Origin of the sequence: Peiella sedimenti, assembly GCF_030504955.1 — a bacterium.
GTDB lineage: Bacteria > Pseudomonadota > Alphaproteobacteria > Caulobacterales > Caulobacteraceae > Brevundimonas > Brevundimonas sedimenti.
The window spans coordinates 737,280-754,249 of the sequence record NZ_JAUKTR010000001.1; the positions used below are offsets into that span (position 1 = coordinate 737,280).

Sequence of the window (16,970 nt, forward strand, 5' to 3'; positions counted from 1 at the left end):
AATCACGTCTTGACCCGTATGGTGTCGCCAGCGCGCACCTTGAGCGCCTCAGCGGTCTCGCGGGTCAGAACGGCGGCGCTGTCGTCGATCAGCTGCACCTTCTGACGCACGGCGCGGAAGCTGGATACGCCACAGGTCGAGATCAGGGCCGGGAGCTCGGTCTCAACCTCGGCGGCGATCTCCACGCGCAGGGGCCGGGCGTCGCGCACGGTGCGGATGTCGTCCCGGCGGCAGGTCACGGTGGGGCCCGCGTCGAAAATGTCCACCAGGCCGTTGGGGCGGAAGCCTTCGCTCTCCAGCAGCGCCATGGCCGGCACGCCCTGGGGATGGACCTTGCCGATCACGGCGCGCGCGGGCTCGGGCAGGATTTCGACATAGATCGGATGGCGCGGCGCCAGGTCGAGGATGAACTGCTTGTCCGTCGAGCCGGTCATGTGGTCGGCCTCGTCGAACGGCATGGGGAAGAACTTGGACGCCACGTGGTCCCAGAAGGGGCATGCGCCGTCGGGCGTGAACACGCCGCGCAGCTCGGCAAGCACCGTCTCGGCGAAGAGGTCAGGCTGACAGCCGATCAGCATGTAGCGCGACTGACTGAGCAGCCGTCCGGCGCCGCCCTTGCGGCGGTCGGCCTTGAGGAACAGCGAGCCCACCTCGGACCACCCGGTGCACTCGTTGACCAGCATCAGCACGTGGTGCTGCAGCCGGATGTTCAGCGAGGGGCAGGACTGGCTGATTGGTGACAGGCGGAACGAGAAGAAGGGCCGTTTCAGACCCACCGCCGCCTTGACGCTGCACACGCCGTCGATGTCGCCGGTCTCGCTCTCTTCGAGCATGAGAGTGTACCAGCGTTCCTCGGGCGGGATGGTCTGCTCGAAGCTGGCGCGGGACAGCTCGAGCCGGTCGCTGAGGACGTCGGGGTCTTCAGGCAGGCTAGTGAAGCCGGGACCTGAGAGCAGAGCCAGCTCAAGCAGCGAATCCAGATCGCCGGGCAGGGCGGGGCGGACGACGAGCACTAGAGGGTCTCCAGTCTGAGCGCCTTGAGGCGGTGGGCGTCGATCTCGCCGCCTGCCACCTTCATAAGGATCAGGGCCGACAGCTGGGCGCGCTCCACGAAGCTTTCGGGCCAGGCGAATTCCTGATCCGAGTGGATGTCGCCGCCGCGCACGCCGAGCGTGTCGATGTTGGGCAGGCCCGCCGCGTGCAGGTTGTTGCCTTCACAGACGCCGCCGGAGGGCTTCCAGGCGATGGGCAGGCCGAGCGCCGCGCCCGCGCCCTCGACGGCGCGGCACAGCTCCGTCTGGGCGGCGTCCATGGGCTTGGGCGGACGGGTAAAGCCGCCGTGCAGATGCAGGTTGAGCCCCTCAAAGGGCGGCGATGCGACGATACGGTTCACCTCGGCGGTGATCCAGTCGGCGGAGGCCTTGTCGGGCACGCGCACGTTGAAGCGGACCACGGCGTTGTCGGCGACGACGTTCAGCGCCGAGCCGCCTGATATCTTGGAGACGTTGATCGTCACCTCGTCCCGCAGTCCGTTCAGGCCGTGCAGTTCCGCGGCGATCATGGCGGCGCCGGCGACGGCGTTGCGGCCCTCGTGGAAGGCGCGGCCCGCATGGGCGGCTTTGCCCCTGACCACGAGGTGGAAGTTGGCCGAGCCCTTGCGCGCCCCGGCCATGGAGCCGTCGGGCAGGGCGGGCTCGAAGGTCAGGCCCAAATGGCCCAGGGCGCCCAGACGCGCCAGCTCCTGGGCTGAGCCCGGAGAGCCGATCTCCTCGTCCGGCGACCACAGGACGGTCCAGCCGACGCGATCCTTGCCGGGGAAGGTCTCGAACGCTTCGAGCGCGCCGAACATGACCGAGATACCGCCCTTCATGTCGGCGATGCCCGGTCCCCACAGGGCCCCGTCGTCGCGCGTGCGAACGCTCTGGAACGCGGAGTCCGCTGGGAAGACGGTGTCGTAGTGGCCGGTCATCACCACCTGGACCGACGCCTCGGGCCGCAGGGTCAGGCGAAGGGCCGGCGGGCTGGGCGTATGCCGCGCCTCGCCCGCGTCGGTGATCTCCACCAGATCCGGCAGGGCGACGCGTTCGACGGCGCAGGGCAGGGTGGCGGCCAGCGCCTCCAGCGCCTCCAGCTGCCGCATCAGGCCGTCGTGATTGCGGCTGCCGGAGTTCTGGGCGCACCAGCCGACGGCCCGCTCGATCAGATCGGGGCCGCGCTGGGCCAGCCTGTCGAGGACGGCTTGTTCCTGGGGCAGAATCCGCATCGGGGCGGACCCTAGTCGGGGCGGACGCAAAGGTGAAGGTGGCGCGGGGCTTCCTCGACACGGCGGCGCGATCTAGGCTCCGTCCCTCAACTGGGAGAACTGACGATGACCTGGCTGCAAGCCATGAACCCGAACGCGCCGATCAACAGCGAGGCCGACGCCCTGAAGGCCGGCCGAGCCAGCGCCATTTCGATCTTCATCGGCGTGATCGTAGGGCTGGTCAGCGCCGCGTGGTCCTTCATGCAGGCGGATGAATTGGCGGCGCAAGCGGCGCAGGGCGCCGACCCCGCCACCGCCGAGGTCATGGCCGCCAGCGTGCAGGCGGGTCTGTGGATGGGCGTGGGCCTGGTTGTGATCCAGCTGATCTTCGCTGTGGTTCAGTGGCGCGATCCCAAGAAGTTCATCGCCATCCTGTTCATCATCCTGATCATTCTTGGCCTGCTCTCGACGCTGGCGACGCCGATGCTCGCCCAGTCCATGCCGAACATGCCGGCGACGCCCCTGTGGCAGGTAGCCCTGTCGGTGGTGATCATGGTGATCCAGCTGGTGCTGCACATCGCGGGTCTGCGGGGCATCAAGCGGCTTGACGATATGCAGATGGCCGCCTCTCGCTGAGGCCGGCCGAAGTCAGCGAACGGGGACGGTACGCGTGCGCTCCCGGCGGTTTCGGCCGGGGCGCTCGCTCTCACGGCGCCAGCGGATGGAGAGGCGATTGTCGCCGTCGCCGCTGAGGCGTGAGACCACGGCGACGTTGCGGCGCGCGCGCCACTCGACCTGAACCGCCGCCCCTTCGGCCCCACCGATGATCTCGAAATAGACGTCGTCGGACAGGTACTTGCCGCCGGCTATGGTCATGCCTGAGGCCTCGCCGCCGAAGGACAGGCGGTCCAGTCCCGCGAACTCACGCAAATTGCCCAGGACGTCGAAGCCGCCGCCGCCGGCCAGGGAGGCCACGCTTGAGGCCAGTTGCGCCGCCTCGAGGGCCGATAGCTGCGAGGCGGATCGGCCGAACAGGACCTGGGCCAGGATCTCGTCCTGGGGCAGGGACGGCGTCGAGCCCAGGGTGATGATGGGCCGCGCCGCCGTGCCGGAGACGCGCACCTCGGCGGTCAGGGTCGGGTCCTCGCGAACGGCGCGCAGGTCCAGCCGGATGTTGTTGGGGTCGGTCGACAGGCTGACCGAGCCGCGCTCGTCGATGATGAAGCGCTTGCCCGCGAACTCGTAGTCGCCCCGGATCACATTGGCCCGCCCGGTCAGGATGGGATCGCTGAGCGTACCGCGCACCCGCGCGTTCAGAGACATCTCGATGTCGAGCCCCCGTCCGCGAAGGTAGATTTCATCGTCCGCGCGCAGGGTCACGTCCAGCGCCATGTCGAAGCCGCGGCCCCGTGGGCGCTCGCGCGGCTCCTCGTCGCCACCGGGCCGATTGATCTCCACGACGTCCAGAGTCACGACACCCGAGGGCGTGGGCAAGTCGGCGGAAATTTCAGCGCGGTTCACCTCGAGCCTGCCCTCCAGGCTGATGCGACCGTCGCGTCCACGCGTGACGGTGATGGGGCCGGTGGCCTGGGCCTCGGCCAGGTCGTTGTCGATGACCTTGAAGCTGGTCAGCTGCAGGGTGAGGTTCGAAGCTGATCCCTCACGCAGGCCCAGACGCCCTGAACCCGTCGCGCGGCCACCGTCGCCGTCGCCGGCGGAGAAGGTCTCAAGGGTGGCGGAGCCCCGGTCGAAGGTGGCGCTGGCCGTCACATCGGTCAGGGTCAGGCCCGTGGCGGCGTCCCGGAAACGTCCTTGCGTCAGGTCGAGGCGCCCGTCCAGCTCCGGCGCGATCAGGGTGCCGCCGATGGCGGCCCGCCCATTGACCTGGCCCGACAGGCTGCGCTCACCACCCAGAACCAAGTCCCAGATGGGCTGGATTTCACCATTGAGGGTCACCTGGCCCCGGATCGGCGCGTCCCGAGCCACGGCCAGCCGAAGCGGAGCCGCCGAGGCGCGCACAGGCAGGCTGAGCTCCAGTTCGGAGCGAGCGTCGCCGCCATTAGCGGCGGTGGCCGTGATCTCAAGCCGGTTGTTCAGCAGGATGGCCTCGACGTTGGCGTCCACATTCACGCCCGGACCGGTGTCGCGACTGCGCGCGTCCTGGAGTTGGGCGGTGACCGACCCCGAAAGGTCGTCGCCGCGCCCGCGCAGTGACACCCGGCCCGTGATGCGTCCACGCAGATCGGGCGTCAGGGAGGCCAGATCGACACTGGACAGGTCAGCCTGAAGCACGGCCCCCTGCTGGTCCTGGCGCAGCTCGCCGATCAGGGCGCCGCCCCCCACCTCCAGATTGGCGCGCACCACGCGCCCGCCGTCGGCCAGGGCGAAGACCGCCGGCGCGCGCGTGCGGAAGGCGATGTCGCGGATCCGGCCCGAACCCTCCAGAGCCACGCTCTGAGCCTGGCCCTGGCGCGAATAGAGGCCTGTGCCTTCGAAAATCACCGGCGTGGCGCCGCGCACGTCCGCACTGACTCGGAAGGGCAGACGCTCCAGCGTGCCCTGACCTTGCAGGGACAGGCGGCGGATGTGTGTGTCGGACCCGGCCAGACGCACGTCGGTGGCGCGCACATCGACCATGGCCTGGGCGTCGCCGCGCGACCCGCTCAAGCGGATCACGCCATCGGCCTGTCCCGAGGTGATGAAGGCGCCGGGCCGCGCCGTGAAGGTCAGGTCGGCGCTTGAGGGCGTGCGGCCGTTCAGGGCCACGTCGCCCTGGGCCACGACCCCGCCGGCCGCCACATCCAGATTGTTGAGGGCGACGCCGCCGCCGCCGAAGCGGAAGTCGGACGAGGCGCGCGCCGGGCCGTAGCGGCTGTCGGCGGTGAGCACGAAGCGCCCATCCGAGCCGTTGGCGCCGCGCCGGAATCTCAAGGTCAGATCGGCGTCTGTGAGGGGTAGCGGGCCAGCGTCCAAGCGCGAGATATTCGCCGTCAGGTCGATGATGGGCCGGTTCAGCGTCCCGGTCAGCGCGCCCTGGCCCGACGCCTCACCCACGACTTCGATGGGTCCGATCCCGAACGGCCCACTGGCGTCCCAGTCCAGCAGCAGCCGCGTGTCGCGCCCGCCCAGACCCAGAAAGCCGCGCGCGCCCAGGCGACCGGACTGCCCCGTCAGCTCCGACTGGCTGATGGCCAGGCGGCCTTCGCTGAGCACGCCCTGTCCGCGCAGACGCGGCGTCTCGCCCAATAGGCGGTCGAGTTGCGCCATGCCCGTATGGAGGCGGCGGCCGCGTGCATCGATGCGGAAGCTCCAGGGGTTCTGACTACGCTTCGAGGCGCTGAAATCCAGATCCAAGCGACCTGAACCCGCCCGGCGGATGCGGGAGAAATCCTCGACGATGGCGTCGCCCTGGAAGCTGAGGGCGCCCGTCACGCCGCGAGATCCTCTGCCGTCCAGATGGAAGGCCGAGCCGTCGAGGATGACGCGCTCAAAGAGGGTCCGCCCGTCCGCCAGTCGGGCGCCTTGGAACTGCAGCCGCGGCTGGGCGCCCAACAGACCGCCGATCACGCCTCGGGCGCGTCCGCCGTCAGCACGCAGGTCAGCGTCCACGTCGAAGCGGCCGTTGCGGGCGATGATCTCGACCGGGCCGGTCACAACGTCCGCTTGATACCCAGCCAGTTGGACCTGGGCCAGGGTCGTACGGCCAACGAACCGCCAGCGATCAGGCTCGCCGCGCCAGAGCCCATTGAGGGAGGCGGGCCCGGCGATGTTCTGACCCGACAGGCGCGCCAGGTTCGGCGTGGAAGCGCGCAGGGTGAGCCCCTGGGACGAACGGCGCGTCTGGCGATTGATAAGTCCCTGGGCCCGTGTGGTCAGGTTGTCGGCGCGCAGCACCCAGCCGACCGCATAGATGTCGCCGCGCTGGTGAATCGCCGCCATGCCGAAGCGCGCCTCGCGGCCCAGCCGCTCCGCGAAGGGCTCCAGCAGGTCCGAGCCCTCGAAGACCATGCGCCCCGAGACGCGCGCGCCCTCGTCGTCCCAACGTCCCTGGGCGTAGAGCGGTGTGAACCGGCCGCTGCGCACGATGGCGTTCAATCGCCGGTCGTCCAGGGTGATGTTCATCAGGAAGGGCTCGTCGGGCGAGAAGCCGAAGGCGCCGGCGATGGGGCCGCCCCGGGCTTCGTGCGCGCGGGCGTTCAGCTCGATGGGCGCGTCCTCCCCCAAGGCGAAGGTCGCCTCCAGCCGATCGCCCGGCCTCGTGACGCTGACCGCCCGGAACTGGCCCCGCCGGTCGCCGACGCGCGTCAGCTCAAGCGCGCCATCGACGTTGAAGCGCCCATACTCCTGGGAGAAGTTCTCGAACAGTTCGACCTCGGCGCGAAACCGGTCGATGTCGATGCCCAGCGGCAGGGGTCCCGGCGGCTCTAGCCGGGGCTCCACCTCGGGACGCCTCAGCACCTGTAGCTTGCGGACGGTGATGTCGGTGGCGTGAAAGCGACGCGTGACCAGCGCCCAGTAGCTCCAGTCCACGCGGACATCCCGAGCGTCCAGCCAGACGCCCTGGGCGTCGGTGACGGTCACGCGCTCAAGCGTGAAATCGTCCCAGAGGTCGCCCCGCAGGCCATAGACGTTGATGCGCCCGTAGCGGCCCAGTTTCTTGCCGGCGACGAAGGTTTGCACCAAGTCGCGGCCCGCGGGCGACAGCACCGCCAGTCGGCCGCCGACAAGCACGACCACCACCAGGGCAGCCAGCACGGCCAGCACGATCCCAGCCCACCAAAGCAGGCCGCGCTTCACCTTTGCCTTGGTTTCGGCTTCGGCGGGCGTCTCAGCAGGCTGTTCGGCGGGCTCTGTCAAAACGCCTGGCCTATGCTGATGTAGAGCTGGAAGGCCGCGTCGCCTTCGCGCTTGTCCAGCGGGATGGCGATATCCGCCCGGATCGGACCGAACGGAAGATGATAGCGCACGCCCGCGCCGACAGCCCACTGCACCCCGTCGAAGCCGGCGAAGCTGCTCTCACCCACCGTGCCCCCGTCGATGAAGGCGACCGCGCCCCATCGCTCACCTATGCGGCGGCGCACCTCCAGCGAGGTCTCGATCAGCGACAGGCCGCCCTGGGGGGTGCCGTCGGGCAGGCGAGGTCCGACGCTCTGGAACTCGTAGCCCCGGATGGATCCGCCGCCGCCCGCGAAGAAACGCCGGTCGCTGGGGACATCCCCAACGCCGTCGGCCCCCGCGATGGACCCGGCGCGGATGCGCCCGGCGACCACGGTGTCGCCCTGCTCATCCAGCGGCAGATAGGCGCTGACCTGGCCGGCGGCCCGAAGGAAAGCCAAGCTTGTGTCGCCGCCCACTAGGGTCGGCTGCAGATCCAGGCTGGCGCGCCAGCCCTGCGTCGGGTCAAGCGGGTCGTTCGACCTGTCCAGCGTCGCCGAGCCGCGCAGGGTCGCGATGTAGAGGGTACGCTCGCGTGGAACCGGATTGCCCAGCGAGTCAAAGGTGATGTCCTCGTACTGCCCCGCCTCCAGGGCCGCGCCGTACGAGTAGAACGAGGTCGGCCCGAACCGCTGGGTCAGATCGGCCGAGGCCAGCAGGCCGCGGCGGTTATAGGCGTCGGTCTCTTCGTCCACGACGGCGGCCGACAGCTTCAGCGTCCGTCCGGGCCGACGCCAGTGCGGCAAGGACAGGGTCGCTCCGATGCGGCTGTCGATCTCGGCCAGGCGCAGGTCGAAGCGCAGGGTATCGGCGCGGCCGAAGCGGTTGCGCCAGGTCCAGGCGGCGTCGACGCCCACGCCCTCGCTGGTGGACCAGCCCACGCCCGCTTCCAATACGCGTGCGGGCTGATCCCGCAGGCCGACGACGATGGGCCGCAGGCCTTCGGCGTTCGTCTCGGAAGGCGGACTCAAGGCGACGGTGACGGAATCATAGACTCCGGTCTCCGTTAGCCGGCGCTCAAGCTCGGCGACATCCTCGGGATCATAGACCTCGCCTTCGCGCCACGGGGCGAGGCCTGCGACCCACTGGGGATTGGTCGGCCCCTGGGTGCGCAGCGTCACCCCGTCCAGCCGCACCAGGGGGCCGGATGCGATGCGGTAGGTGGGTGTCAGCGTATTGTCGGCGTGATCGACCACGACCCGGCGGGCGCCGGCGCTGGCGTCGGCATATCCCTGGCGTGTCAGGACCGCGACGATGCGGCCCTCAGCGGCGACAACATCGGCGGCGCGGCCAGGCTCGCCGGGCTCAAGCTCAATGGCCTCCCTGGCGGCGGCGGCCGCCCCGGCTTCAGGCGGCGGTTCCGTCCACTCGACCGCGGGGTCGGCGATCAGGAAGCGAGGGCCCGGCTGAACGTCGATGTAGGGGAGGGCGGGGTCCGCCTCGGTGATGTCGGGCGTGACTGTCGAGGCGTAATAGCCTTCCGAGCGCAGGACGGCGGTGGCGTCCTCGGCGGCGGCGCGGGCGCGTCGGCGCGCCTGAAACCGGTTGTCGGGCGCATCATCGGTCTCGCCGACAGCGTTTTCGATTCGCTCGCGCAGATCGTCGGGGAGTTCGCCCCGCACCTCGGCCTTGGGCGCAGCCACGGCCGCCTGAGTCGACAGCGTCAACGCAGCCGACATCGCCGCCGTAAGCGCCGCGCGTCTCGTACGGATGGGTGCCCCCGATCGCCTCATGCCCGCCTTCAAGCTCCGCCCGGACGGGCGCCCTTAAGGTCCAGAACAGGCGGCGAGCTTGACGGTTCCACCGTACCCCGCCGCCCGGCCGCTGTTGGCCCAGGAAGCGGGCCGGATCAAGGCGCGGCCGTTTCCCCGTCGGAACTCAGTAGAAGAGGGTGTCGCTGTCCGGCTGAACGCTCTCGGCCGAATCGCGATCGGTCGGCAGTTCGCGCTCCTGAGGGGGCGTATCCGTGGGAGCGGGAGCCGCCGATGCGTCCGCCTCAGCCTCGGTTCCTGCGGCGTCCAGACCGGCCTCGGCGGCCGTCGGCGGCACCTGCTCAGGCAGAGGGTCCATGTCGGCGGGCTCTTCGCAGGCGGCGACGCTCAGCATCATCGCGGCGGCGGCGGCCTTAAGGATCAGTCTCATCGGGCTCCCCATCGGGCGTATGGCCAAGCTTTGTGGCCGGGGTGGAGATTGGCGCGGGACGCGCGCCGGTCAAGCGCACGGAGGGGCCGGCCGGTTCCAATCCCGTTCGGCGTTGCCGCAAAGCCGCTTGCGGCGACAGGGCCTCATCCCTATGGTCCGCGCCCGTCGCGGCGCGCCCCTAGCTCAGCCGGTTAGAGCACCTGACTTTTAATCAGGGGGTCCTGGGTTCGAGTCCCAGGGGGCGTACCAACTTTCAACGATTTAGCGACGTTGGTTGAAGCGCGGCCAGAGCTGCTCTTGCGGACGCCGATCCCCGAGACCGCTTCGGCGAAAGGACTCCGCTCAGGCCGCCGCATACGGTAGAAGGGCTTATGTCCATGTATCGTCTGGCGCTTTCGGCCTGTCTCATCCTTGGCCTTGGAGCCTGCGCCTCAGGCCAGGCGGCTCGCGACGGCGCGGGTCAGGTGCAGGACGGCTTCGCTGACGCCGCCCTGGCTCCGCTCGAGGATCTGAACGTCCGGCGGGACGAGATTCCCATTGTGCTGCTGCAGGCCCAGGCCAATCCGTATGACCTGCGCAATATGGAGCGCTGCCAGGCCATCGCCCAGGAGGTGCGACGCCTCGACGACGCCCTGGGGCCGGACACGGATGAGCCGCCGTCGCCGGATGGGCGCATGATGAGCGAACGGGGGGCCGATGCGGCAGCCGATCTGACGCTGGACGCCATCCGCGGCACGACCACCGATCTGATTCCATTCCGCAGCTGGGTGCGCCGCCTGACTGGCGCTGAAGCGCACAGCCGTCTGATGCGCGAGTCGATCACCGCTGGACGCCAAAGGCGCTCGTTCCTCAAAGGGGTGGGCATGAGCCGCAATTGCGCGCCGCCCGCAGCGCCCAGCTGGTTCAATCCGGCGCCGGAACCGGCGCCCCCACCGCCACCGCCGCGTCAGTCGCGCCGTTCTGGCCGCAGATGACGCGCGGCGAAGTCTCGCCGGAAGGCCTCGAAACGTCCCTCCGAGATCGCGGCGCGCATGGCGGCAGTCAGGGCCTGGAAGAAGGCGATGTTGTGCCAGGATAGAAGCACCTGCCCCAGGATCTCGTCAGCGCGCACCAGGTGGTGAAGATAAGCTTTTGAATAATCGCGGCTGGCCGGGCAGGGGACATCGGCGTCGAGCGGCTCGTCGGCCTCGGCGAAGCGGGCGTTCTTCAGGTTGATGGGTCCGTCCCAGGTCCAGGCCTGGCCATGACGGCCCGAGCGCGTGGGCAGGACGCAGTCGAACATGTCGACGCCGCGCACCACCGCCTCCACCAGGTCGATGGGCTTGCCGACCCCCATCAGGTAGCGGGGCCGGTCGACGGGCAGCAGGGGGGCGGAAAACTCCAGCGTCTCGCACATGGCCTGATGGCCCTCGCCCACGGCCAGGCCGCCGATGGCGTAGCCGTCAAAGCCGGTCTCCAGAAGGCGATCGGTGCTCTCTCGGCGCAGGTCCTCGAAGGTGGAGCCCTGCTGGATTCCGAAAAGGGCCTGGGTATCGCGCGCGCCGAAGGCGGCCTTTGATCGCGCGCCCCAGCGGGCCGACAGCTCCATGGCCTGACGCGCCCGGTCCTTCTCGGCAGGCCAGGAGACACACTCGTCCAGCTGCATGACGATGTCCGAGCTCAGCAGGTCGGCCTGGATCTCGATGGAGCGTTCGGGCGACAGGGCGTGGCGCGAGCCGTCGATATGGCTGGCGAAGGTGACGGCCTCCTCGCGCACCTTGGAGATGCCCGACAGGCTCATGACCTGAAACCCGCCGGAGTCCGTCAGGATCGGCCCCTCCCAGCGCATGAACCGGTGCAGACCGCCCAGCCGCGCGATGCGCTCGGCGGTGGGGCGCAGCATCAGGTGATAGGTGTTGCCGAGAATGATGTCGGCGCCGGCCTGGCGCACCTGATCGACCGTCAGGGCCTTGACCGTCCCGGCCGTGCCCACAGGCATGAAGGCGGGGGTGCGGATGTCGCCTCGCGGCGTTTTCAGCACCCCGGTGCGCGCCTGTCCGTCCGCAGCGGCTATGTGAAAGGGGAAGGTCATCGGCGGATCAGGGCCTCAAGACGCTCTGCGCGCTCCAAATCCTTGGGCCGACCGAACAGGCGGCAGGTGTCGATCTGTTCCTCCACCGAGGGGATGAAAACGACCGCGCCCTCCAATTTGATCGGAATGCGACTTTCGAAAGTCACCCGGGTCCACTCGACGCCAGCGCGCACATCCATTTCGGCCATGACGTCCACGGGTACGGGCGTGGTCAGAATCTGGCCGAAGACCTGCGAGCGGAACAGACCCTCGCCGGGGTCCTCCGACACTTGGCCATGCAGCGCGCGGATCAGGGTGTGGGCGTTGCGCGCGCTGGCCAGCACATCGACGTCCGGAACGTGGGGCTCGTTCAAACCCGCCAGCGCCATGGCCGCGCCGCCATAGATCCACCACGGATCGCGAAGCTCGCTCGCGGTCGAGGCGATGACGCCCAGCGTCGCCACCAGCGGCTCTGGCAGTCGGCCGCTCACGGCTCTGCCCTGAACAGGAGGCTGCCATCGCCATAGGAGTAGAACCGATACCCTGTCTCGACGGCGTGAGCGTAGGCCGCCTTCATGCGCCTGGTCCCGGCGAAGGCGCAGACCAGCATGAACAGGGTCGATTTCGGCAAATGGAAGTTGGTCATCAGCATGTCCGCCGCGCGGAACCGATAACCCGGCGTGATGAAGATGTCCGTCTCGCCGTCGAAGGGGCGGACCACCCCGTCTTCGCCCGTGGCGCTCTCCAAAAGGCGCAGCGAGGTGGTGCCGACGCAGACGATGCGGCCGCCCCGGGCCCGGACGGCGTTCAGCCGGTCGGCGACCTCGGCTGAGACCTCGCCGGTTTCGGCGTGCATGCGGTGGTCGGAAAGGTCGTCCGCCTTGACCGGTAGAAAGGTGCCGGCCCCCACGTGCAGGGTGACGAAGGCCTGCTCCACGCCCCGGTCGCTCAGGCGCCGCAGCAGCTCGGGCGTGAAGTGCAGGCCCGCCGTCGGCGCGGCGACCGACCCGTCCTCGCGGGCGTAGACGGTCTGGTAGTCGGCGAAGTCCTGCTGATCCTCGGGCCGCTGGGCGGCGATATAGGGCGGCAGGGGCATGGCCCCCAGCGCGCGGATCGCCTCGTCCAAGAAGGCGCTGGAGCGGTCGAAGCTGAGCTCCACAAGCCCGTCCTCCATCTTGGCCTCCACGCGGGCCTCCAACTGCGACATCGCGCAGGCGGACGGCTGGCCGAACAGGACGCGATCGCCGGGCTTCAGCCGCTTGCCCGGCTTCATGAAAGCCGTCCAGCGGTCCGGGCCGGTGCGCTTGTGCAGGTTGCCCTCGACGGCGACGGTCAGGCCGTCGCGCTCCCGCACGCCCTTCAGCCGGGCCGGGATCACCCGCGTGTCGTTGAAGACCAGCACGTCGCCGGGCTGGAGCAGGTCGGGCAGGTCGCGGACAACCCGGTCTTCGTCGGGCGCGCCGGGCCGCACTAACAGCAGCCGCGCCGAGTCGCGCGGGCTGGCCGGGCGCAGGGCGATGCGCCCCTCGGGCAGGTGGAAATCGAAGTCGGCGGTCCGCATGGGGTCCCGCCAATGGGGGAGGGCGGAGCGGACGTCAATCCGCAAGGGCTGGCCCAGTCTCGGGGCTGGACGGGAGCTTCGCCATGCGGCTTGATCGCTGGGTTCAGGAGAGTCCGCATGATCGCCCGCCTTATCCGCCCCCTTGCCTTCGCCGCCTTGGCTCTAGCGGCCGGTTGCGCCACGCCCGTCTTCGCCCCGGATGATCCGGGCGAGCGGCTGATGAACGATGTGCGCGCCCTGTCCTCTGACCGCTATCAGGGTCGCGCCACCGGCACGGTCGGCGGCGCCCTGGCGCAAGCCTGGGTCCAGCGCCGCATGGAGCAGGCGGGCCTGCAACCTGGCCCGCAGGGCTGGCGACAGACCTTCATCACCCGTGACCGCGCCAACACCGAGGTCACGGGCATCAATCTGGTTGGCGTTCTGCCGGGCTCAGGCGGTCCTGACGCGCCATGGATCGTGCTGTCGGCCCACTACGACCATGTCGGGGTCCGCAACGGTCAGATCTACAATGGGGCCGATGACAACGCCTCCGGCGTGGCCGCCACGCTGGAGCTGACGCGGCGGTTCCGCGAGCGGCCGCTGCGTCATAACCTGATGGTGCTGTTCCCTGACGCTGAGGAGCTGGGCCTGAGGGGCGCGCGCCATTTCGTGGCGAATGCGCCCGTGCCCGTGGAGAACATGGCGCTGAACGTCAATCTGGACATGGTCGCGCGGGGCGACAACGGCATCTACTGGGTGGTCGGAACCTATCAGTGGCCGGTGCTGCGCCCCGTGATCGAGGCCCTGCCGGTCAATGCTCCGGTGACCATCCGCTTCGGCCACGACACACCCCAGGACACGGGGGCCAACGACTGGATCAACCGGGCCGATCAGGCCGCCTTCCTGGACGCGGGGGTGCCGTCGCTGTTCTTCAGCGTCGATGACCATATGGACTACCACCAGCCTGCGGATGATCCGGAGAAGATCCCGGTGGACTTCTTCGTGGAGGGCGTCCGCATCACGGAGGCCACGATCCGGGCGCTCGACGCTGATCCAGCCCTGCTGGCCCGCGCCCGCGCCGAGCGGAGGCGCTGATGCGAAGGGTTATCCTTGCCGCTGGACTAGCGGCGCTGGCCCTGGCCGCCTGCGAGGAGCGCCGCCCGCCGCAACCTGGCGAGACGCCGGCGCCTGAGGCGCCGCGCGCGCCCAGCCTGAACGGCTTCGCCTACAGCGCCTCGGGCGACATCTCAGGCTTCTTCCTGCCGGTGTCGGACGTGGTTATCGGCGATCAGGCGTTGGATCACCTGTTCATCGGTCGCGCCTCGGACTTCAGCGACTGGCAGGGCGGCCAGCGCAGCGACACCTTCGCGCCCATCATGTTCGAGTTCGAGGATCGGGCGTCCGAGCTTGTGACGAACGAGATGGGACAGGAGGTGCGCACGAACCGGCCGCGCGTTCTGCCTGACGCCTACGCCGTGTCCGACGACGCGATCCGCTTCACCGGGCAGCACCCGACGCTGGGCGTGGTCAGCTTCGAAGGCCGTCTCGACACGGACGCCCTCAATCAGGCCCGGCGGGCCATCGGCTCGAGCCAGACTGTTCTGACCGGCGCCCTGAGGGTCGGCGAGCGCACCTTTGAGGGGCAGTCCTTCGTCTGGTACGGCGGGGACTGATCAGGATCAGGCGCTGAGCTGATTTAGCTCGCGGCGGATGTTGGCGCGAGCCTGACGGCCCAGCCGCCGCTCCCACTCGGGGTCGGGAAACAGGGGCGCCGCCTCGAAAAACCGGCGCATGACTGCGGCGCGGCCGGCGCGATAGGCTGCGTCCGGGACATGAGCGTATTCCTTGCGTATGGCGCCGGCGTAGGCGTCATAGTCTGCGGGGCGCGCCCCCAGGATCGAGAGGTCAATGGAGACGAGGCGCGCGCCCAGCCGGTCCTCCGGCCTTACCGAGTGCCCGGCCGTCAGCAGGATCAGCCGTTCGATCTCGGCGATGTCGGCGGCCGAGACGCCCTCGGCGGTCAGCGCCGATCTCGCGAGCCGGGCGCTCTCGGCCTCATTGTCATTCCGCGCCGGAACGTAGACGGCGTCGTGAAACCAGAGGGCGGCGTCCAGTAGAGCCCGCTCGTGCGCCGCCAGATCCTCGCACGCCTCGAGCTGGGCCAGGCAGTCCCGAACGTGGGTCAGCGTATGATAGACCCGATGCGGCTCGCGGTACCTGGCGATCAGAGCGTCGCGGACCGCATCGGAGATCACAGGATCAGCCCACCGTCGCCTTGACGATCTTCCCCGGATTACGGGGCGGCTCGCCCTTGGGCAGGGCGTCCACATGCTCCATGCCGCTCTCGACCTGGCCCCAGACGGTGTACTGGCGGTCCAGGAAGGTGGCGTCGTCGAAGCAGATGAAGAACTGGCTGTTGGCGCTGTCCGGATTGCTGGTCCGAGCCATGGAGCAGACGCCGCGCACGTGCGGCTCGGACGAGAACTCGGCCTTGATGTTCGGCTTCTTGGAGCCGCTGGTCCCCGTGCCGGTGGGGTCGCCGCCCTGGGCCATGAAGCCGGGGATGACGCGGTGGAAGACGACGCCGTCGTAAAAGCCCTCATTGGCCAGGTCGGTGATCTGCTTGACGTGGTTGGGCGCCAGGTCAGGGCGCAGGCGGATCACCACATCGCCGCCGTTTCCGTCGCCGGTGTCGAGGGTGAAGGTCAGGGTCTGGGGCTCGGCCACGAGGCGCTCCTCTCTAATGGGGACGGGCGGCTTCTAGCTTGCGCGCGCCCTTCCGGAAAGACGCAAGGTCTCGCTCCAAGCCGCAGCGTCGTCACGCGGCGCTGGACGCTGCGAGCGGAGGTCGCCCTCTGGCGCCCCGCGTCCGCGAGTATCTAACCCAGCAACGCTCTTACCTGTGTCTGGAGCCGGGCGTCGCCCGTGGCGAGGATCTGGCCCGGGCCGCAGTCGGCGCTGATCCATCCCTCGACTTGGCCTCCCGCGCCCTCGATGAGCGGTTTGTGCGCGGCCCAGTCCCACAGCTTGAGGCCGGACTCCAGCACCACGTCAATCTGTCCGGCGGCCAGCATGGCGTAGGCGTAGGCGTCGCAGCCCAGGCGGGCCAGGCGTGCGGACTGGCGCAGGCCCCGCCAGGCCGCCGCCTCCTCGTCTGCGAAGAGGGCCGGGTCGGTGGTCGAGATGGTGGCGTCGGCGAGGGTGGGGCAGGGGCGCGTGCGGAGCGTCCGGTCGGGCTGGCCCGGCCGCACAAGACGCGAGGCTGACCGCGTTCCGACAAACGTCTCCTGCAGGTAGGGCTGCGCTACGACGCCGAGCACAGGCTCCCCCTCGCGCATGAGGGCGATCAGGGTCGTCCAGAGGGGGAGGCCCGCGATGTAGGCGCGCGTGCCGTCAATGGGGTCGAGCACCCAGACCCAGTCGGCGTGTGGACGATCCTCGCCGTACTCCTCTCCAATGACCCCATGATCCGGAAAGCGATTAGCGATCGCCCGGCGCAAGGCGGCCTCGGCCCCTCGGTCGGCGGCGGTCACGGGGTCGAAGGCCCTTTGGGCGCCCTTGTCGACGATCGCGATCTCCTGCCGGAAGGGCGGCAGGGTCTCGGTCGCGGCGACGGCGACCAACTCCAGAGCGAAGGCTTCGAATGCGGTGAGAGAAGACATGTGCCGTGTCTAGCCATGGGCGTAGGGCTGAGCCAGCGGGATTGCCGAAAAGGCGTTGACAGCGTTTCAACGTAGTAATACAGCGGCACGCATGACGACCGATCTTTCCTCTGCCGAGGCGCGGCTGCACGCCGCAATCCTCTCGCTAGAAACTCCAGCGGAGGTGCGCGACTTTCTGGCAGACCTGTGTACGCCTTCCGAGGTTCGCGCCTTCATCGAGCGGCTGGAGGTGGCGCGGCTGTTGGACCAAGGCGAGCTGTCCTATCGCCAGATCGCAGAACAGGCCGGGGCCAGCACCACGACCGTGGTCCGTGTGGCGCGGTTCCTGAGGGAGATGCCCTTCCAAGGCTACCGCCGCGCGCTCGACCGGTTGAAGGGAACCGGAAAGTGAGTGGTTCC

16 protein-coding genes and 1 tRNA gene are annotated in these 16,970 nt (G+C 69.3%); 6 read left to right on the forward strand and 11 right to left on the reverse strand.

Annotation, left to right across the window (positions count from 1 at the left end):
• Window positions 1-2 precede the first annotated feature (2 nt).
• Window positions 3-1,013 (reverse strand): arginine N-succinyltransferase, encoded by a 1,011-nt coding sequence (locus tag Q0812_RS03815; protein ID WP_302108962.1) that lies wholly within the window; start codon window positions 1,011-1,013, stop codon window positions 3-5.
• On the reverse strand, window positions 1,013-2,263 hold the full coding sequence (locus Q0812_RS03820; protein ID WP_302108963.1) for a hydrolase: 1,251 nt from the start codon (window positions 2,261-2,263) through the stop codon (window positions 1,013-1,015). Before Q0812_RS03820 ends, Q0812_RS03815 begins: the two co-directional genes overlap by 1 nt.
• Window positions 2,264-2,368: 105 nt before the next feature.
• Between Q0812_RS03820 and Q0812_RS03825 the strand changes: the two genes are divergently transcribed.
• Window positions 2,369-2,878, forward strand: coding sequence for a hypothetical protein (locus Q0812_RS03825; RefSeq protein WP_302108964.1), 510 nt, complete (start codon window positions 2,369-2,371; stop codon window positions 2,876-2,878).
• Between the two features lie 12 nt (window positions 2,879-2,890).
• Here Q0812_RS03825 and Q0812_RS03830 read toward each other — a convergent pair whose 3' ends face one another.
• From Q0812_RS03830 to Q0812_RS03840, 3 genes are all read right to left on the reverse strand, one after another.
• Window positions 2,891-7,099, reverse strand: a complete 4,209-nt coding sequence (locus Q0812_RS03830; protein WP_302108965.1) for a translocation/assembly module TamB domain-containing protein — start codon at window positions 7,097-7,099, stop codon at window positions 2,891-2,893.
• Window positions 7,096-8,844: an autotransporter assembly complex protein TamA gene (locus tag Q0812_RS03835; protein WP_341923488.1), complete on the reverse strand. Its 1,749-nt coding sequence runs from the start codon at window positions 8,842-8,844 to the stop codon at window positions 7,096-7,098. The genes Q0812_RS03830 and Q0812_RS03835 overlap by 4 nt, the downstream gene beginning before the upstream one ends.
• Window positions 8,845-9,055: 211 nt before the next feature.
• Window positions 9,056-9,319 (reverse strand): hypothetical protein, encoded by a 264-nt coding sequence (locus Q0812_RS03840; RefSeq protein ID WP_302108967.1) that lies wholly within the window; start codon window positions 9,317-9,319, stop codon window positions 9,056-9,058.
• Window positions 9,320-9,491: 172 nt separating this feature from the next.
• Here Q0812_RS03840 and Q0812_RS03845 point away from each other — a divergent pair.
• Both Q0812_RS03845 and Q0812_RS03850 read left to right on the forward strand, forming a co-directional pair.
• Window positions 9,492-9,568: transfer RNA gene (locus Q0812_RS03845), tRNA-Lys, on the forward strand.
• A 122-nt stretch (window positions 9,569-9,690) separates the two neighbouring features.
• Window positions 9,691-10,293 carry a hypothetical protein gene (locus tag Q0812_RS03850; protein WP_302108968.1) on the forward strand — a complete coding sequence of 201 codons (603 nt, stop codon included), beginning with the start codon at window positions 9,691-9,693 and terminating at the stop codon, window positions 10,291-10,293.
• Here Q0812_RS03850 and tgt read toward each other — a convergent pair.
• From tgt to queA, 3 genes are read right to left on the reverse strand one after another with little or no spacing between them, the layout of a single operon-like run.
• Complete coding sequence (gene tgt, locus Q0812_RS03855; protein WP_302108969.1) at window positions 10,266-11,390, reverse strand: tRNA guanosine(34) transglycosylase Tgt; 1,125 nt, start codon at window positions 11,388-11,390, stop codon at window positions 10,266-10,268. The genes Q0812_RS03850 and tgt overlap by 28 nt on opposite strands.
• Window positions 11,387-11,860, reverse strand: a complete 474-nt coding sequence (locus tag Q0812_RS03860) for a hypothetical protein (RefSeq protein WP_302108970.1) — start codon at window positions 11,858-11,860, stop codon at window positions 11,387-11,389. Before Q0812_RS03860 ends, tgt begins: the two co-directional genes overlap by 4 nt.
• Window positions 11,857-12,930, reverse strand: coding sequence for a tRNA preQ1(34) S-adenosylmethionine ribosyltransferase-isomerase QueA (gene queA, locus Q0812_RS03865; protein ID WP_302108971.1), 1,074 nt, complete (start codon window positions 12,928-12,930; stop codon window positions 11,857-11,859). The genes Q0812_RS03860 and queA overlap by 4 nt, the downstream gene beginning before the upstream one ends.
• 117 nt (window positions 12,931-13,047) lie before the next feature.
• On the opposite strand from queA, the gene Q0812_RS03870 reads away from it, so the two are divergent.
• Window positions 13,048-14,004, forward strand: coding sequence for a M20/M25/M40 family metallo-hydrolase (locus Q0812_RS03870; RefSeq protein ID WP_302108972.1), 957 nt, complete (start codon window positions 13,048-13,050; stop codon window positions 14,002-14,004).
• Window positions 14,004-14,582 carry a hypothetical protein gene (locus Q0812_RS03875; RefSeq protein WP_302108973.1) on the forward strand — a complete coding sequence of 193 codons (579 nt, stop codon included), beginning with the start codon at window positions 14,004-14,006 and terminating at the stop codon, window positions 14,580-14,582. The genes Q0812_RS03870 and Q0812_RS03875 overlap by 1 nt, the downstream gene beginning before the upstream one ends.
• 6 nt (window positions 14,583-14,588) lie before the next feature.
• Here the strand turns inward: Q0812_RS03875 and Q0812_RS03880 are convergent, their stop codons facing one another.
• The 3 genes from Q0812_RS03880 to Q0812_RS03890 all read right to left on the reverse strand — a co-directional run bounded on the left by Q0812_RS03880 (window position 14,589) and on the right by Q0812_RS03890 (window position 16,571).
• The gene (locus Q0812_RS03880; protein WP_302108974.1) at window positions 14,589-15,164 is read right to left on the reverse strand and encodes an HD domain-containing protein; all 576 of its coding nucleotides are present in this window, start codon (window positions 15,162-15,164) and stop codon (window positions 14,589-14,591) included.
• 4 nt (window positions 15,165-15,168) lie between these two features.
• Entirely contained in the window at window positions 15,169-15,636 is a 468-nt protein-coding gene (locus tag Q0812_RS03885; protein WP_425281539.1) for a peptidylprolyl isomerase, read from the reverse strand.
• 152 nt (window positions 15,637-15,788) lie between these two features.
• A complete protein-coding gene (locus tag Q0812_RS03890; protein WP_302108975.1) occupies window positions 15,789-16,571 on the reverse strand; it encodes an inositol monophosphatase family protein in 783 nt (260 codons plus the stop codon).
• A gap of 91 nt (window positions 16,572-16,662) precedes the next feature.
• On the opposite strand from Q0812_RS03890, the gene Q0812_RS03895 reads away from it, so the two are divergent.
• Window positions 16,663-16,962 carry a YerC/YecD family TrpR-related protein gene (locus Q0812_RS03895; RefSeq protein ID WP_302108976.1) on the forward strand — a complete coding sequence of 100 codons (300 nt, stop codon included), beginning with the start codon at window positions 16,663-16,665 and terminating at the stop codon, window positions 16,960-16,962.
• The last annotated feature ends 8 nt before the right edge of the window (window positions 16,963-16,970 follow it).

Excerpts from the sequence above, each read along its gene's own strand:
- Q0812_RS03870 (WP_302108972.1), top strand. The coding sequence starts at position 13,048 with ATGATCGCCCGCCTTATCCGCCCCCTTGCCTTCGCCGCCTTGGCTCTA.
- Q0812_RS03890 (WP_302108975.1), bottom strand. The coding sequence starts at position 16,571 with ATGTCTTCTCTCACCGCATTCGAAGCCTTCGCTCTGGAGTTGGTCGCC.
- Q0812_RS03850 (WP_302108968.1), top strand. The coding sequence starts at position 9,691 with ATGTCCATGTATCGTCTGGCGCTTTCGGCCTGTCTCATCCTTGGCCTT.
- queA (WP_302108971.1), bottom strand. The coding sequence starts at position 12,930 with ATGCGGACCGCCGACTTCGATTTCCACCTGCCCGAGGGGCGCATCGCC.
- Q0812_RS03825 (WP_302108964.1), top strand. The coding sequence starts at position 2,369 with ATGACCTGGCTGCAAGCCATGAACCCGAACGCGCCGATCAACAGCGAG.
- Q0812_RS03840 (WP_302108967.1), bottom strand. The coding sequence starts at position 9,319 with ATGAGACTGATCCTTAAGGCCGCCGCCGCCGCGATGATGCTGAGCGTC.
- Q0812_RS03820 (WP_302108963.1), bottom strand. The coding sequence starts at position 2,263 with ATGCGGATTCTGCCCCAGGAACAAGCCGTCCTCGACAGGCTGGCCCAG.
- Q0812_RS03895 (WP_302108976.1), top strand. The coding sequence starts at position 16,663 with ATGACGACCGATCTTTCCTCTGCCGAGGCGCGGCTGCACGCCGCAATC.
- Q0812_RS03875 (WP_302108973.1), top strand. The coding sequence starts at position 14,004 with ATGCGAAGGGTTATCCTTGCCGCTGGACTAGCGGCGCTGGCCCTGGCC.
- tgt (WP_302108969.1), bottom strand. The coding sequence starts at position 11,390 with ATGACCTTCCCCTTTCACATAGCCGCTGCGGACGGACAGGCGCGCACC.